Annotated in this window: 15 protein-coding genes and 1 other RNA gene; 9 read left to right on the top strand and 7 right to left on the bottom strand. The window is 32.9% G+C overall.

Annotated elements, in window-relative coordinates; translation table 11 throughout:
- Positions 1 to 83: 83 nt before the first annotated feature.
- The 3 genes from fsa to ffs form a co-directional block, all read right to left on the bottom strand.
- Positions 84 to 737, bottom strand: a complete 654-nt coding sequence (gene fsa, locus ACJAZK_RS05410; RefSeq protein ID WP_415222986.1) for a fructose-6-phosphate aldolase — start codon at positions 735 to 737, stop codon at positions 84 to 86.
- 490 nt (positions 738 to 1227) lie between these two features.
- Positions 1228 to 2031: an SDR family oxidoreductase gene (locus ACJAZK_RS05415; protein WP_415222987.1), complete on the bottom strand. Its 804-nt coding sequence runs from the start codon at positions 2029 to 2031 to the stop codon at positions 1228 to 1230.
- 142 nt (positions 2032 to 2173) lie between these two features.
- An RNA gene (ffs, locus tag ACJAZK_RS05420) (signal recognition particle sRNA small type) lies at positions 2174 to 2272 on the bottom strand.
- 109 nt (positions 2273 to 2381) lie between these two features.
- Here ffs and ACJAZK_RS05425 point away from each other — a divergent pair.
- The 6 genes from ACJAZK_RS05425 (at position 2382) to ACJAZK_RS05450 (ending at position 7918) form a co-directional block, all read left to right on the top strand.
- The gene (locus ACJAZK_RS05425) at positions 2382 to 3413 is read left to right on the top strand and encodes a glutaminyl-peptide cyclotransferase (RefSeq protein WP_415222988.1); all 1032 of its coding nucleotides are present in this window, start codon (positions 2382 to 2384) and stop codon (positions 3411 to 3413) included.
- 84 nt (positions 3414 to 3497) lie between these two features.
- Entirely contained in the window at positions 3498 to 4292 is a 795-nt protein-coding gene (locus ACJAZK_RS05430) for a hypothetical protein (RefSeq protein WP_415222989.1), read from the top strand.
- 38 nt (positions 4293 to 4330) lie between these two features.
- Positions 4331 to 4720, top strand: coding sequence for an acyl-CoA thioesterase (locus ACJAZK_RS05435; protein WP_415222990.1), 390 nt, complete (start codon positions 4331 to 4333; stop codon positions 4718 to 4720).
- A 94-nt stretch (positions 4721 to 4814) separates the two neighbouring features.
- Positions 4815 to 5300, top strand: a complete 486-nt coding sequence (locus ACJAZK_RS05440; RefSeq protein ID WP_415222991.1) for a hypothetical protein — start codon at positions 4815 to 4817, stop codon at positions 5298 to 5300.
- 205 nt (positions 5301 to 5505) lie between these two features.
- A complete protein-coding gene (locus tag ACJAZK_RS05445; RefSeq protein ID WP_415222992.1) occupies positions 5506 to 6243 on the top strand; it encodes a hypothetical protein in 738 nt (245 codons plus the stop codon).
- Positions 6244 to 6358: 115 nt separating this feature from the next.
- Positions 6359 to 7918, top strand: coding sequence for a hypothetical protein (locus tag ACJAZK_RS05450; protein WP_415222993.1), 1560 nt, complete (start codon positions 6359 to 6361; stop codon positions 7916 to 7918).
- A 254-nt stretch (positions 7919 to 8172) separates the two neighbouring features.
- Here ACJAZK_RS05450 and glyA read toward each other — a convergent pair whose 3' ends face one another.
- Positions 8173 to 9444, bottom strand: a complete 1272-nt coding sequence (glyA, locus tag ACJAZK_RS05455; protein ID WP_415222994.1) for a serine hydroxymethyltransferase — start codon at positions 9442 to 9444, stop codon at positions 8173 to 8175.
- A 197-nt stretch (positions 9445 to 9641) separates the two neighbouring features.
- Between glyA and fahA the strand changes: the two genes are divergently transcribed.
- The 3 genes from fahA to ACJAZK_RS05470 all read left to right on the top strand — a co-directional run bounded on the left by fahA (position 9642) and on the right by ACJAZK_RS05470 (position 13707).
- Positions 9642 to 10934, top strand: coding sequence for a fumarylacetoacetase (fahA, locus tag ACJAZK_RS05460; protein WP_415222995.1), 1293 nt, complete (start codon positions 9642 to 9644; stop codon positions 10932 to 10934).
- A gap of 242 nt (positions 10935 to 11176) precedes the next feature.
- Positions 11177 to 12361 carry a hypothetical protein gene (locus ACJAZK_RS05465; RefSeq protein WP_415222996.1) on the top strand — a complete coding sequence of 395 codons (1185 nt, stop codon included), beginning with the start codon at positions 11177 to 11179 and terminating at the stop codon, positions 12359 to 12361.
- Between the two features lie 164 nt (positions 12362 to 12525).
- Entirely contained in the window at positions 12526 to 13707 is a 1182-nt protein-coding gene (locus tag ACJAZK_RS05470) for a hypothetical protein (RefSeq protein ID WP_415222997.1), read from the top strand.
- 33 nt (positions 13708 to 13740) lie between these two features.
- Here the strand turns inward: ACJAZK_RS05470 and ACJAZK_RS05475 are convergent, their stop codons facing one another.
- The 3 genes from ACJAZK_RS05475 to ytxJ form a co-directional block, all read right to left on the bottom strand.
- On the bottom strand, positions 13741 to 14460 hold the full coding sequence (locus tag ACJAZK_RS05475) for a class I SAM-dependent methyltransferase (RefSeq protein ID WP_415222998.1): 720 nt from the start codon (positions 14458 to 14460) through the stop codon (positions 13741 to 13743).
- Between the two features lie 168 nt (positions 14461 to 14628).
- Positions 14629 to 16284: a MutS-related protein gene (locus tag ACJAZK_RS05480; RefSeq protein ID WP_415222999.1), complete on the bottom strand. Its 1656-nt coding sequence runs from the start codon at positions 16282 to 16284 to the stop codon at positions 14629 to 14631.
- A 55-nt stretch (positions 16285 to 16339) separates the two neighbouring features.
- Positions 16340 to 16723: a bacillithiol system redox-active protein YtxJ gene (ytxJ, locus tag ACJAZK_RS05485; protein WP_415223000.1), complete on the bottom strand. Its 384-nt coding sequence runs from the start codon at positions 16721 to 16723 to the stop codon at positions 16340 to 16342.
- Positions 16724 to 16732 lie beyond the last annotated feature (9 nt).

Here is a 16732-nt window from a genome sequence, read left to right on the forward strand (position 1 = left end):
TAAACTTAAATTCCCTAAACGCAAAAAAACTCCTGAATATCTATTCAGGAGTTTTTTTGCGTTTAGGAATTTTAAAATAGTATTTAGTTCCCTTTGTTGTAATCTGCTAGGAATTTCTCTAAACCGATATCTGTTAACGGATGTTTTAATAATCCTGTAATAGAACTTAAAGGACCTGTCATAACATCTGCTCCTAATTTCGCACAATCTATAACATGCATGGTGTGACGAACTGAAGCTGCAAGAATTTCAGTTTCAAAACCGTAGTTATCGTAGATCATTCTAATCTCTGCAATAAGGTTTAAACCATCTGTAGAAATATCATCTAAACGACCAATAAACGGAGACACATAAGTTGCACCTGCTTTTGCTGCCAATAATGCTTGACCAGCAGAAAACACTAAAGTTAGATTTGTTTTAATACCCTTATCCGTAAAATACTTACAGGCCTTAATACCATCTTTAATTATTGGTAACTTCACAACAATTTGTTCGTGTAAATCAGCAAGCGCCTCACCTTCCCTTACCATACCTTCAAAATCTGTAGAAATCACCTCTGCAGACACATCTCCATCTACAATATTACAGATGTTGACATAATGTTTCATAATATTATCATGACCTGTAATACCTTCTTTAGCCATTAATGAAGGGTTGGTAGTTACCCCATCTAAAATACCAAGATCCTGAGCTTCTTTTATCTGTTCAAGGTTTGCTGTATCAATAAAAAATTTCATGTGTTGTAATGTTATAGTTGCGATTAAAATTATGTTACAAATTTACGATTTTATGACGCTTTTGGCAGAACATATTATTAAATGATATTAACAAGATACATTAAAGGTGTTTTTCTTTTACTTCGGAAATAATATACAACACACTAAATGAAAGTATTGAACCTAAAATATACTGCCCTGGAAACACAAAAAATCACTGTTTGTAAAATCTAAATGACTAAAAACAATAAGATTACAGAGAAACAAAGTAGCTATAAAAGAACTAATTATTTTTAATAATTTTGATTTAGGACAACCAAAACCAATCAAAAAAAGCACAGCTAAGACAGCCATGCCAGGCCCCAACTATATTATGAGCATTAAAATCATTTGACGATATCAAATAAGCTAAAGAACCTCCACCGGAACTAACGAGTATTTGAGTGATTGGAGATAATATTGCAAAAAACGAACAAACAATTAAAGAGGTTTTATGTTTTGACAAAAACACCTATAATTTATAATGATTCAGCAACATTTTTTCATACATCTTATCAGATAAAACTCTTTTCAAAATAATAGAAAACTTTTGCATAAATGCACCTACTTTATAATGTATTCTAGGATTTGGAGTTTTAATAATTTTATGAATCATATGAGACACCATGATGGGATCATTGCCTTTATTGACATCTTCGTCAATAGCTTTCAAAACTTGACCATATTTTTCTTCATAAGGCGAACCCTTAATCACAGGAGCATGAAAACGACCCGCTGCAATATTAGTCGCAAAATCACCAGGAGCCACATTCGTCATATGGATATTAAAATCTTTAATTTCCATTCTAAATGCCTCTGTAATCAACTCTAGAGCACCTTTACTAGCGCTGTAAATTCCGCGATATGGTAGTCCCATATAACCAGCAATCGATGTGACGTTTATTATAAGCCCGTAGTTTTGTTTACGCATTTGAGGTAACACTGCTTTTATAACATTGATAGGTCCAAAGAGATTAGTCTCAAAATTACGCTTGATCTCTTCGTTAGGAATATCTTCAATAGGCCCAGTAATTCCTGCTCCTGCATTATTAATGACCACATCTATACGTCCAGCTTCATGAGCTACAGTTGCAATTGCTTTTTCTACAGAAAGTACATCTGCCACATCCAATGCTACCAATTTGATTTTAGAATCTGGATAGCGTTCAGGTGACCTACTTGTTCCATAAACCGTAAATCCTTTTTGAGATAGAAACTCGCCAATTGATTTACCAATTCCTGAAGATCCTCCTGTAATTAAAACAACTTTAGACATATTATTTATAAATTTCAAATACCAAAATACAACATTTCAAAAGACCGTATTTCATAATGAGATCCCGATGACCGCTGGGAGTATTAAAAACTAAAAAACCCTGATTCGCCAAGGCTTTCAAGATTTGAGTTTATGGTACAAAAAAAGGCAAGCTACCTACATCACACTGCTACGACCATTTACCTTTGCTTCGTTCCCGACCTGGAGGATTCAACAGGAGCTAGTTGTGTAGGACTTGCCAGCAGCAAAGATACAATCTTTTAATTCTTTTGCAATGATTTTAAACTGAATTTTATTTGATTTTTTAAACTGAATTTTATTAAATAACTTGCACCTAAATATCTACAAAAATGTATTCAATTAAAGCTTTCATAATCACAATCTTAAGTGTTACTATTATTTCCTGCGGAAATTCTACACCTCAAAAACCGAGTCTTTCCATTACAACAGACGCTAAGAGTAATATTACAATACTAGGAGAAACCATAAATCTTTCAATTAAAAACCCAAAAGGGATCGAAATCTCAGCAATTAGCTACACCTTAAATGGTGAACCGGTTGATGCGTCTTTAAAATTGGATAATGTCCTTTTAGGAATTCAAACAGTCAAGGCTACGGTTAGCATAGGAGATGCTTCCGAAGTTATAGAAACTAAGATTACCATTTTAAACAACCAATCTCCTAAGGTTTACGGTTATAAAATTATAAACGAGTATCCGCATGATATCAGCTCTTACACGCAGGGTTTAGAATTTCATAATGGAGAACTGTACGAGAGCACTGGACAATATGGTGAATCCAAATTGAGAAAAGTAGATTATAAAACGGGTGAAGTCCTTCAAAATAAAGCTATAGGAAATCAATATTTTGGAGAAGGCCTAACCATCATGAATGATCATATTTACCAATTAACGTGGCAAGAAAATATTGGCTTTGTGTACGATGTCAATACGTTTGAAAAGAAAAGTAGTTTTACCTACGGAAAAAGTAAAGAAGGTTGGGGGATTTGTAACGATGGGATAAACATTTACAAATCTGATGGTACTGAACAAATCTGGTTACTAAATCCTGAAACTTTAGTCGAAGATTCTAAACTTCAAGTGTACACCAATAAAGGAAAAATAATTGGCATGAATGAGTTAGAATATGTTAACGGTAAAATTTATGCCAATCGTTATCAAAAAAATGGAGTGGCCATTATAAACCCTAAAAATGGGGCTATCGAAGGTGTTATTGATTTTTCTCCATTGCATAATCTAGTGCAGCAACATGCAGGTTTAGATGTACTCAATGGTATTGCTTACAATCCTGATACAAAAACACTTTTCGTCACAGGAAAACGTTGGGATAAATTATTTGAGGTGGAGGTTTTTGAGAAATAAACCAAAGGTTTACTTCACTCAATCAAAAGTACCGTTCACTCATTCTTACATTTAAAAGAAGACTTTCTTTTGGTTCTTTGAATCATGAGAACGACCTTAACCATAAATATTCCAAAGCCTTGTCATGAGGACTGGAACACAATGACACCAGAAAAAAAAGGTCGTCATTGTTCATCTTGCGAGAAAACTGTTTATGATTTCACAGCATCCACAGATGAACACCTTGTAAAAACCTTTTTGGATGAAGGTGAAATTTGTGGACGATTTAAATCAACCCAGCTTAAGAGAGAACTCGTATTAAGCAGAAACGACAAGAACAACTATTTGAGTTTCGTCGCTTCAACCCTATTTACTTTTTTAAGTTTTGGAACACAAAATATTGAAGCGCAAGGAAAGCCTATAATTGCTAAAATAGACACTTTAAACACGACAATAGTCAATGGAAAAATAGGTATTTCTTTATTAAACGAGCGACTAATAAAAGGCTTCATTACTACCAAAATTGACAGGTTACCAATACCTGGTGTTATAGTTGTCAATGTGAGGTCCAAAGCTGAAATCCAATCAGATTTTGATGGTTACTATACATTAAAAGTAAAGACTGGCGACACACTACACATGACATTTGCTGGTCTTTCTGAATACAATCTGGCAATAAATCAAAATAACAATTACAAGTTAGAACTTGAAGAAGCCCCAGATGACTGTGGAGAACACAACATTTACGCAGGAGTAGCAAACTATGCTCGACTAAATAATTGCTTAAAGAACAAGGAAAGAAAAGAAAGACGTAAAAAAATTGGAAACAAAGAACTAGAGCGCACTTTAATTGAAAAACTACTATATAACATGACTAATATTTTCAGAAAGAAAGAATAATCCATACTTTTAAATTTTTATTCTAGAAATTAAAAAGTATGCAAATCTACGAGCAAGAACTCACTGTTACAAAAGGCCATTTAGACGCATTAAACCACGTGAATAACATAGAGTATGTGCGTTGGGTTCAAGATATTGCAGCAGCACATTGGAATTTTAAAACTACAGAAAAGATAAGAAACACCTATTATTGGGTTTTACTTAGTCATCACATTCAATACAAAGCCGAAGCACTTTTGGGCGAGATGTTGCTCTTAAAAACATATGTCGTAAAATCTGGAGGCGTGAGATCTACAAGAACTGTAGACATCTATAATAAAAATACAGATAAGTTATTGACAACCTCAGAAACGATCTGGTGTTTTATGTCTCATGAGACAAATCGTCCAGCAAGAATCCCGGAAGACCTCGCTACATTATTCAGTTAAATAAACTCTAAAAGGGCTGTTAAATTCTCTTAAACCTAATTTTATTCTCTTCGAAAATGTCTTAATTTGAGATATAAACCAATTAGTAATTTCATTGAAATATTTAATCGTTCTACTTTTTATCATTCCGTTGGTGTCCAATGCTCAAACCATTAATGGTTTTATCTACGATCATGAAACAACTGTTAAAGGCGTAAAACTCTTAAATACAACTCAAAATATCTTAGCCTATTCTGACGACAAAGGTCAGTTTAAAATAAAAGCGAGGCTTAAGGACACACTCATTATCAATTCTTATTTTCATTCGCAACAAACCATCATAATATCGCAGAACTATTTTAAAAAGGAAATCATTATCGAACTTCAAAAAATCGCTAACGCATTGGATGAATCAAAAGTTACTAAAATTTTGGAAAAGAAAATCAAAACTCCTGAAATCGTTTATGTCCAAACACAAGATTTGATCACCTTATTTAAAAACAATAGACTTTTTAATCAATCTTTGCTCATCTCAGAATTAAAAATAAAGGCAGAATTACAATATTTGTTTTTTTTTAATATTGTAGTGTTCAAAACATAAATAAGACCCTTATTATAGAACATCGAGAGATTGAATTATTAGACTATTTAATTATTTCTAGCGAAGCACTCAACTTACTTTTAGACAGCTAAGTAGACGATTAAATCAGCAACATTACATATAGTAAGGTCGTTAAATTCTCTTAATATCTATTTTTATTCCTCTAAAATTTCTTAATTTTAAGATTCAATTTATAACCACGGTTTTGAAACATCTAAAATTACTTATTGTGCTTCTTTTACCATTATTTACTGGAGCGCAATCTATAAAAGGTTTTATCTATGACAACGAAGCACCGATAACAGGTGCTAAAATCATTAATAGAACACAAAACATCTTAAGCTATTCTGATGATAAAGGCGTTTTCCAAATTGAGGCTCAGGTTAATGATGTACTCGTAATTAACTCTTATTTTCATAGTCAAGAATTTATAAGTATTAATGCCTCTCATTTTAAAGAAGATATGGTTATCGAGCTGAAAAAAATTACGAATGAATTAGATCCAGTTGAAGTTAATCAGATTAAAGAAAAAATGTTTGATTCAATTGGATTAAGCACGAATACGGCAAGGCAAGGACAAATAGCATTCAAAAAACGAACCTTTGGAAGTGGAGAAAACCTCCAACCTACTTTAGACCTTATTGCAGTTGCTAAATTAATAGGAAACCTCTTTAAAAAGAAAAAAAGTGAACCTGATGTGGTTTATTTAGCTCCAGAGGACTTAATTATTCTTTTTGAAACGAATACCTACTTCAATCAGAAGTATTTAACTATTCAATTAGATATCCCAAAACCATATCAACAATTATTTTTTGATTATTGCAGCGCGCAACAATTGAATGCTACAATACTTAAAAAAGAAAATGAGTTTATGTTGGTTGACGTACTTTTAACCCACAGTGAAGCCTTTAAAAAAATACTTGAAGCTCATACTAAGAATTAGATTTAAAACATTTTGTAGACAACCATAATAAAAGTTAACTACAAAAGTTATATTTGAGGTGCCTAAGGCACGTTTGATTATTTACTCAAGCGCACTAGGTTTAGATTATTTTTTTATGAAGCGAATTATATACTTTCTATTTACAATTGGCATATTAATGTTCTGGAGCTCGTGCAGAAAAGATTTTGATTTTGCGCCAAGTACAGGTAATCTAGAATTTTCTAAAGACACCATCTACTTAGATACCATTTTTTCAAATATAGGATCAAGTACCTATAACCTAAAAGTCTATAACCGTAGTAATGATGATATTTCTATTCCTACAGTACGTTTAAGCCAAGGTGTAAGTTCAAATTACAGATTAAATGTTGATGGTCTCCCTGGAAAAGAATTTGAAAACGTAGAGCTTTTAGCCAATGATAGTCTGTTTATTTTTGTAGAAACTACAGCCGATATTCAAGCGCTCGCGCTAAACAGTTTAGAGTTTCTGTATACCGATGCTATTGAGTTTGATACTGGTACTAATTCCCAAAAAGTAGAATTGGTAACCCTTATAAAAGACGCAGTGTTTATCTATCCAGATAGAGATAATACTACTGGTATCGTTGAAACCTTAACTTTTGATGTGGATGGTGACGGTACGCAAGATGAAACGACACTTCAAGGTCGGTTTCTAGAAAATAACGAACTCACATTCACAAACGAAAAACCCTATGTTATTTATGGCTACGCAGCGATCGGTGATGGAGATGTTTTAACTATTGAAGCAGGAGCACGTGTGCATTTCCATGCTAATTCTGGTTTATTGGTGACTAATAATGCGTCATTAAAAGTAAATGGCGGATTAAGTGATGACCAAGAACTCTTAGAAAATGAAGTCATCTTTCAAGGCGATAGACTTGAGCCTTTGTATGAAAATATTCCTGGACAATGGGGAACGATATGGTTGTTTAATGGTAGTGTTGATAATGATATTAATTATGCGACTATTAAAAATGGTACGGTTGGGATTTTAAGTGAAGGCAACCAAAATGCCATAGAAGATAAATTAACGATTACCAACTCTCAGATTTATAATTCTAGTAACTTTGGAATATTGGGTCGTGCGAGTTCAATTTCTGCAGAAAACGTGGTAATTAATGCTAGCGGACAATCCTCTTTTGCTGGAACTCTTGGCGGAAAATATAATTTCACACATTGTACAATCGCTAATTATTGGAATAATAGTTTTAGACAGTTTCCAGCAGTGTTTTTAAACAATTATATTACCGATACAAACAATATGAATATTGGTAATGATTTAATGGAAGCTAATTTCAACAACTGTATCATCTTTGGAAATGACAATCCAGAAATTGGTTTTGATAATATTTCTGACAACCTTTTCAATTTCAAGTTCACCAATTGCTTAATCCGTTTTCAGGATACTAGTGGTAACTTCTCGAGTAATGCCAACTACGGTATAAGTAATACAGATTTATACGAGGACTGTATTTTTAATAGCGATCCAGATTTTAAACTCCCGTTTAAAAACATGCTGATGATTGGTGAGAATTCTGCAGCTAATGGCGCTGGAAGCACGAGTTTTGAAATAACTAATGATATTTTAGGTGAACCAAGACCATCACCTCCAGATCTTGGTGCTTACAAGAGTGCTCCTTTTACTGAGGATTGATTCATTAAAATTTATGACTACAAAGAATCGACTTATTCTTTGTTGGTGTTTTCCACCGATAAGGCTAGAACTACTCTATACTACTGTTATAACTTAAAATTTTAGAAGTATATAAGAAGTCCTTAATACATCAAATAATGAGATTTCTCCTTTCGTCGAAATGGCATAATACAAAAGGACCTCATAGGTTTTAAAAACCTATGAGGTTCAATTATAAATATCTACTTTAAACCTTAAAGGTTGTTTCTGTTGTTTTAAGCAAACAATGGCTTCCCACCCATCATCTCATTCACTTGTAATGCAATCGCTTCTAGCTTTGTATCATCTTCGTTATGAGTAATCGCTTGATCAATAAAACCAACTATCGCTTCCATATCCTCTTCCTTTAGGCCTCTAGTAGTAATTGCTGCTGTACCTACTCTAATTCCTGAGGTCACGAACGGACTCTTATCATCAAATGGCACCATGTTTTTATTCACTGTAATATCTGCTTTCCCTAGAGCTTCTTCTGCAGCCTTACCTGTGATATCTTTATTTCTTAAATCGATAAGCATCATATGGTTATCTGTACCTCCTGAAATAATATGATAATCTCTATCTACAAATGCTTTTGCCATGGCTGCCGCATTATTTTTCACTTGCAACATGTAATGCATAAATTCATCAGTAAGCGCTTCACCAAATGCGATTGCTTTAGCAGCAATGATATGCATCAATGGTCCACCTTGATTACCAGGAAATACAGCCGAATTTAACAATGAAGACATTTTTTTAAGATTTCCGTTTTTCAGTTTTAAACCAAATGGATTATCAAAATCTTGTCCCATCATTATTAAGCCACCTCTTGGTCCTCTTAATGTTTTGTGAGTGGTAGTCGTTACAATATGACAATGCGGTAATGGATCGTTTAAAATGCCTTTAGCTATTAAACCTGATGGATGCGAAATATCTCCTAACAATAATGCACCAACACTATCTGCAATAACACGAAAACGCTTAAAATCAATATCACGAGAATAAGCAGAAGCTCCTGCAATAATCATTTGAGGTTTTTCACGAGATGCAATCTCTTGAATTTTATCATAGTTTAAAACACCTGTCTCCTCTTCTACTCCGTAAAATGTTGGGTTATATAATTTACCAGAAAAGTTAACCGGAGACCCATGAGTTAAATGCCCACCATGCGACAAATCAAAACCTAAAATCTTATCACCAGGATTTAAACAAGCTGAAAAAACAGCAGTATTCGCTTGACTTCCAGAGTGTGGTTGTACATTAGCATACACAGCACCAAATAAAGTTTTGGCTCTATCAATAGCAAGTTGCTCAACCTCATCAACGATTTCACAACCTCCATAATAACGTTTACCTGGATAGCCTTCGGCATATTTGTTCGTTAGCACAGAACCCGCAGCTTCCATGACTTGGTCGCTTGCAAAATTCTCTGAAGCAATAAGCTCTAAACCGTTTATTTGTCTGCTTTTCTCAGCATCTATAAGTTCAAAAATCTGTGAATCACGTTGCATATCTAAAGTTTAAATTAAGTTTTACAAAAGTAAGAAATCATGCTCTTAAAAGAGTTCAAATAAACAGATTTATAACAAACTTTTATGAGCATGTTATTAACAGTTAAATTATCCCTATTTTTTATGCTTTTATGAGATTAAAATAAAAAAATTATGTAGGTTTGAATAGAAAATAAAATATAATAAAACTGTTATACATGCCATTATCTGCAAATAATCCTGATCGTTCTTCGTGGTTGCACGTTGGAAAAAACTCCGATTTCCCAATTCAAAATATTCCGTTTGGAGTATTCCTAACTCGTGATGACATCATTACTATTGGAACTAGAATAGGAGATACAGCCATTGACCTTGGTGCTTTACATCAACTTGGTTATTTTGAAGGAATTCCTCTAACAGATGATATTTTTCTTCAAGACACCTTAAATGACTTCATTGCAGATGGCAGAAAAACCTGGCGTTTAGTTCGTAACCGCATCGCTAAAATTTTTGATGATGAAAACGAAACACTTAAAAACAACAATCCACATAAAGAAATTGTGTTATTTCGTTTAGATGAAATTGAAATGCAATTACCTGTTCAAGTTGGAGATTATACCGATTTTTATGCTAGTAAAGAACATGCAACCAATGTAGGCACCATGTTTAGAGATCCCGACAATGCATTATTACCAAATTGGGTCCACATGCCTGTTGGTTATCATGGTCGCAGTTCATCTATTATTCCATCTGGAATTCCTATTCATCGTCCGCAAGGGCAAACGATGCCAGAAGGTGCAAAAACGCCTGTTTTTGGCCCCTCTAAATTAGTTGATTTTGAATTAGAAATGGCCTTCATTACAACAGATGCAAATGATTTAGGTGAACCAATTCCTATCGCTGAAGCGGAAGAATACATCTTTGGACTAGTGTTATTTAATGACTGGTCTGCACGTGATATTCAAAAATGGGAATATGTACCATTAGGACCATTTTTAGGTAAGAGTTTTGCCTCTTCAATGTCGCCATGGATTGTAACACTTGATGCTCTAGAACCGTTTAGAGTTGAGAGCCCAAAACAAAATCCTAAACCACTTGAGTATTTGCAAACCAAAGGTAAAAAGAGTTTCGATATCAACTTAGAAGTTGGTATCAGACCAAAAGGTGCTAAGGAAACGACTGTTACTAAATCAAACTTTAAGTACATGTACTGGAATATGTCACAGCAGTTAGCACATCACACTGTAAATGGGTGTCCTGTGAACTCTGGAGATATGATGGGAAGTGGTACAATTTCTGGACCTACGCCAGATTCTTACGGATCTATGTTAGAGTTATCATGGAAGGGCACAAAACCAGTAACAATGAAAGATGGTAGTGAGCGTAAATTCATAAATGATCATGATACAGTAATTATGAGAGGGTACTGTGAAAACGATGGTACACGTATTGGATTTGGATCTGTAAAAACAGAATTATTACCGGTTTTTAATCCGAAGAAAAAGAAGTAGTATAAAAAATACAAAACTAGAACATGGAAGCTTGAACTTAGAAGGATACCCCTTTTAATTTCAAGCTTTTTGTTTTATATGTTCTTCGGAATTTATAAAATATAAATGTTTCGTTTTTAGTATGGCACGTAATTTGGAATTACTAGTTGAAGATCCCGAAACGAGTTCGGGATCAGTTCAGCTAACCATGTTGCTAAATCCTATAGGATTTGTAACATAGAGTTTCACTAAAATCTAGAATTATGAGGCAATTACTACTCACAACAGTACTTTTTCTGGTACTAACATCATGTAACGGAAGAAAACTAGTGGAAAGCGCTATTAATCAGGGCAACTATGACCAAGCAATCAATGATGTGTTAATAAAACTCGAAAACAACAAAGACAATAAGCGTAAGCAGGACTATATCGTAATGCTTGAAGATGCTTACCACAAAGTTTTAAAGGAAGATTTACGAGATGTCGTACATTTAAAAAAAGATGGAAATCCTGAGCAATACAAAGCGATTTACGAAACTTATTTAGATCTAGAAGCAAGACAAAATGCGATTAAGCGCGTCATGCCTTTACAAATAAGTGGTAGAAATCTTGATTTAAAATTCAATGATTACACCTCGGAAATCGTCGACTACAGGTATAGGACATCAGATTATTTAATTGGCCAAGGGATCACGCTTTTAGATTCTGAAGATAAGTACAATGCTAGACAAGCATACGATATCTTTAATTATGTAGAACGTATCAATCCGAATTTTGAGGACACTAGAAATCTTATAACCGAAGCTCACAATAAAGGCACCGATTATGTTATGGTTTCTATTGAAAACCAAACAACACAAATCATTCCGCAGCAATTAGAGGCCGATTTATTGAACTTTGATACATACGGATTAAATGAATTTTGGACGGTTTATCACGCTCAGCACATTTCCGAAGTCAATTATGATTTTGAAATGCAATTGCAATTAAAGCGTATTAATATTTCGCCAGAGCAAGTAAACTCTAGACAAGTATTAAAGCAAAAAAACATAGTTGATGGTTGGGAATACCAAACAGATACTCATGGCGATGTGATGGTGGATAGTCTAGGCAACAACATAAAGATTGATAAGATTGTTACTATTAGAGCGCGATACTTTGAGGTTAATCAATTTAAATCAACACAAGTTATTGCCGATGTGGTGTATACAGATTTAAGAACAAACCAAGCTTTAGAAGCTTTTGCTATTGATAGTGAGTTTGTATTTGAACATTTCTATGCAACTGTTAGAGGTGACCAAAGAACGTTGAACAGACAAGAACATGAATTAACTAGAAACAGAAGACTCCTCTTTCCTAGCGATGCACAAATGGTATATGACACTGGTGAAGACATCAAGTTAAAATTGAAAGATATTATTAGCTCTTATAGAATAAAAAGAGGCTAAAATTATTATAACAAACTCTCAAAGTAATTGCTTTGGGAGTCTTTTTGTAAGAATAACAATCTAAAGATTAAAGAGATTAAATCTCAAAATAAGTGCTAAACAATTTTAAAGTATTAAAGGTTATTATATTTTTACCCTAAATACTGAACTAAACCCGATTCTAAATGAAAAAATATCTACTTTTAATTACGATGGCAATTGTAATAGTGGCCTGTAATACGACCAAGAGCATTGAAAAACAAGTTAATAATGGCAACTACGATATTGCCATAAATGATGCCTTGAGAAAATTGAGTAACAACAAGTCTAAAAAAAGCAAACAAGCCTCTATATTATTATTAAAAAACGCATTCAATAAAGCAACTAAGAGAGATTTAGATCGAATTTCATATTTAAAAAAAGATGCAAACCCAGAGAATTTTGAAGATATTTATGGTCTATTCCAAAAATTAAATAACCGTCAGGAACAGATTAAACCTATACTTCCACTCTATTATAGTGGTAAAGAGGTTAAGTTTCAATTTAGTGATTACACCGCACAAATTATTAAATACAAAGAGGAAACGACTAATTACCTATATGGTAAAGCTATAATTTTACTAGAGACTGATGATAAGTTGAATGCAAGACAAGCTTATAATGATTTTAAATATATAGATAAAATAAACCCTAATTATAAAGATGTAAATGCACTCACAAATGATGCGTTATACAAAGGTCAGGATATTATACTTATAACTCTCAAAAATAATACAGAGCAAATAATACCCCAACGATTAGAAACAGATTTACTAAACATAAGCACATATGGATTAAATGATTTATGGACTATTTATCACAATGAAAAAGTAGCCGATTTAAATTATGACTATACTTTATCTTTAATTTTTAAAGATATTATAATGTCCCCAGAACACATAAAAGAGCGACAAATTATTCAAGAAAAACTCGTGAAAGACGGTTTTAAATATGTATTAGACAGCAATGGCAACGTAAAAAAAGATTCTTTGGGTGATGATATAAAAGAAGATAAATTCACAAAAGTCACCTGTGAGTATCTAGAGACTCGTCAATTTAAAACATCGACTATAGTCGCAACTGCAGAATATACAGATACAAAAACGAAGCAACTGATAGACCGCTTTCCTATAGAAAGTACATTTTTATTTGAACATTTTTTCGCTACATATCAAGGGGACAAAAGAGCCATAGACGGTGTGTATTTAGATTATATTACTAATCGAGTTGTACCGTTTCCAAATACAGAACAAATGATTTTTGATACAGGTGAAGATTTAAAAATCAGACTAAAAGAAATTATTACTAGATATAATTTTAAAGGTTAAAAAAGGTACTAGAATTGGCACATTTTCTAGTGATCACTTTACTTTAAAAATCATACAATGTTGCCATGGTAAGTTATCAATATTGTTTTCTAAGACAAACCCAGCAACTGCAAACTCTCTTATAGCTTGTTTTTCTGTCATTTTATGAATGGGTTTAATGGGAACGTTACCATCTTCGCCACGATACTCGATTAAAAATATTCTACCATTGGGTTTTAATGCTTTTTTGATGGATGCCAACATTTCTGCAGGATAATTAAACTCATGATACACGTCTACCATGAGTACTTTATCGATAGAATTTTCTGGAAGATTTTCACTTTGCTCACCACCTTTTATAGTTTCCACATTTTTAATGTTGTCAGCATTTATTTTATAATCCATAGCAACTAACATTTCTGGTTGAATATCAACAGCATAGATCAATCCTTTAGAAGCCATTTGCGCCATTTTAAAAACGTGATAACCAGAGCCAGCGCCAATATCTGCAATAACATCTGTAGAATAAATGTTCAGATTACTTAGTAATTTTGCAGTCTTTTCTTCCTCTTCGCGCTCTGTACGCTCCAACCATCCGATTCCCTGATAACCCATAACATAGGCGATTTCTCGTCCCATATACCATTTACCAATACCATTGGGATTATCTTTTTTATAAGTATACGTATGTTTAGCTTCACGGTCTTGAGCATATGAGTTGAAAGACGCTAGCAGCATTATTGTAAAAAAAGTAAAGTACGTTGTTTTTTTCATTCTAAATCTTCTAACTAATAAATCATATAACGAAATTAACTCATTAACTATTTGAAAAAAAATCCTTTAACGTTGCTATAACAAAATGTAAATTAACTAAGCTTCGTAAAATCAAAGTCTTCAATTTAACTATAAACTGATTGAACTGTTAAAGTATCATTTTATTAATTATTCATCTTTAGTTAATTGGTACACCTTATCTAATACTCTTGAAATAGCCATAGCTTCGTTCACAATTTCTTTAGGGTAATCATTAATATCAAGGATTCTAATGGCATTTCGATTTTGAAGCCTGCCCCCTTTAAGCTTATAGTCAAAGTCTATTTTATTTTTATTTATTATTTCACTAAAGTGATAGAGTTCATATGCCTCCGCAAGAAAATCAGTAAGTTCAATATCGTGAGTAGACACTACAACTATATTATTATTCTTTGTGAGTGCAGACAACACAGCTTTTCCAGCAGAAATACGCTCTACTGTATTTGTTCCTTTAAATAACTCGTCCAGAAGAAAAATATTTTTCTCGTTCTTTTCTCCCTCTATGATCATTTCTTTTATGGTTAGTACTTCTTCAAAATAATAACTTTTATCATTCAATAAATCATCACTTATTCGAATTGCTGAAAATACTCTAAGCAATGGAAAACTCATGAATTCTGCAAAACAAGTGTTGATTGTTAATCCTGTAATGACATTAAGTCCAACAGCACGAATAAAAGAGGTCTTACCAGACATATTAGAACCTGTGAGCAACACGGACTTATCAGTCATTGTAATGCTATTGGGAGTGCAGTCATAAATTAACGGGTGTCTCATTTTATGAGCTATAATTCCGTTACCACTTATAACAGTGGGTTTACAAGACACATCAATACCTGCTCTCAAAGAAGCAATAGAAATGAGCATATCAATATGACCAACAAATTTAAAAACGTCTTCTATATCATCTCTCTTGGTATCCAATCGTCTCAAAACTCCAAATAAAAACAAAGGTTCTATTAGAAATAATGTTTTAAATATTTCAAAGAGAAACCAAAATATGATTTGAAAATCTCCTTGTAATTTTGCTTCAAGTTGAAAGAGAGACATCCTACTTTTTACTTGATCTATTAATTTAATTGACGTCGGTAATTTTGTATTTAAACCTTTAAATAAAGGAAGACTATATAACGAAGTTGCTACTTTATTAAGATTTAATAATTGGGGAATAGAACTTACATATTGAAATAAGCTGTTTTTATTCCAAAAGTGAATGACACAATTCACACAAAACACACCAAGTAAAACAATAAAAAATAATGGATTTATAAATGACAAAATCAAGGATATGAAACTGGTAAACGAGAGGAGTTTCATTATAAAAAACCACTTTGGTGGTTTTACGTGTGGGTCTTGAAAAAGCGAAATCACATGATTCGCATCCTTGTAATTTAGTTTTTCGATCTTTTTTTGAACTGAAATTCTAAAGCCAGAATCTCTAGATAAAACATCAATTATAATCTCATCTAATTTAGTCTGTTCTTCATTACGCTCAATAGTACGAAGTTTATTATAAAGATATTGCTGACCAATTTTTGAATGTGTTCGATCTAAAAACGTGTATAAATCTTCAAAATCTAAATCATTACATGTTTTATCAGATAACACCTGATGTGCTTTAGAATTGTCTTTATTTCTAAAATATTTACCAATTAGTTCAAAATCAAAGGAATCCTCTTTCAGTTGTCCAAAAGAATTATTTAATCTAACATCAACTTTGTCCTTTCGTTTAAACGAAATCTTTGAAAATGTGTGCTTAATTTGAAATAAAATATTTCGTATCATTAACTAGTTAGTATCACAGTTCTTAACCATGTTACAAGGTCGTCATTAAAAAAGTCTAAACAAAGGTCTCTAAATCCAATTCACCAATCGCACCATGAGAAGCATGTCCAACCGTAGTTCCGTTTTTTATGATAACTAATTGAGGAGATTGATGTAGCACTTGAAATTTGTAACCAACTTCATTAGACACCTCTCTGTAACTCAACAAGTCTAAATAATAGAGGTCTAAATTAACATCCAAATTATAAGCACTAACAAATTGTTTCATTGCCATCTTACTAATTCCACAAGTTGTTGAATGTTTAAAAATCACTTGCGTCTTCGTTTGTGATTGCTTTTCTATTTCTGCCAACTGCGCAACTTCAGTTAACGCTTGCCAAGGCAATACTTTTTCTTCTTTAGGCTCTGAAGAACCAAATACATTTTTAAATAACCCCATCTATAACTA

Source organism: Psychroserpens sp., from assembly GCF_047633235.1.
GTDB lineage: Bacteria > Bacteroidota > Bacteroidia > Flavobacteriales > Flavobacteriaceae > Psychroserpens.

Coding starts and splice junctions, on each gene's coding strand:
- fahA (WP_415222995.1), top strand. CDS start 9,642: ATGCCATTATCTGCAAATAATCCTGATCGTTCTTCGTGGTTGCACGTT.
- ACJAZK_RS05450 (WP_415222993.1), top strand. CDS start 6,359: ATGAAGCGAATTATATACTTTCTATTTACAATTGGCATATTAATGTTC.
- ACJAZK_RS05415 (WP_415222987.1), bottom strand. CDS start 2,031: ATGTCTAAAGTTGTTTTAATTACAGGAGGATCTTCAGGAATTGGTAAA.
- glyA (WP_415222994.1), bottom strand. CDS start 9,444: ATGCAACGTGATTCACAGATTTTTGAACTTATAGATGCTGAGAAAAGC.
- ACJAZK_RS05465 (WP_415222996.1), top strand. CDS start 11,177: ATGAGGCAATTACTACTCACAACAGTACTTTTTCTGGTACTAACATCA.
- ytxJ (WP_415223000.1), bottom strand. CDS start 16,723: ATGGGGTTATTTAAAAATGTATTTGGTTCTTCAGAGCCTAAAGAAGAA.
- fsa (WP_415222986.1), bottom strand. CDS start 737: ATGAAATTTTTTATTGATACAGCAAACCTTGAACAGATAAAAGAAGCT.
- ACJAZK_RS05470 (WP_415222997.1), top strand. CDS start 12,526: ATGAAAAAATATCTACTTTTAATTACGATGGCAATTGTAATAGTGGCC.
- ACJAZK_RS05430 (WP_415222989.1), top strand. CDS start 3,498: ATGAGAACGACCTTAACCATAAATATTCCAAAGCCTTGTCATGAGGAC.
- ACJAZK_RS05475 (WP_415222998.1), bottom strand. CDS start 14,460: ATGAAAAAAACAACGTACTTTACTTTTTTTACAATAATGCTGCTAGCG.
- ACJAZK_RS05425 (WP_415222988.1), top strand. CDS start 2,382: ATGTATTCAATTAAAGCTTTCATAATCACAATCTTAAGTGTTACTATT.
- ACJAZK_RS05435 (WP_415222990.1), top strand. CDS start 4,331: ATGCAAATCTACGAGCAAGAACTCACTGTTACAAAAGGCCATTTAGAC.
- ACJAZK_RS05480 (WP_415222999.1), bottom strand. CDS start 16,284: ATGATACGAAATATTTTATTTCAAATTAAGCACACATTTTCAAAGATT.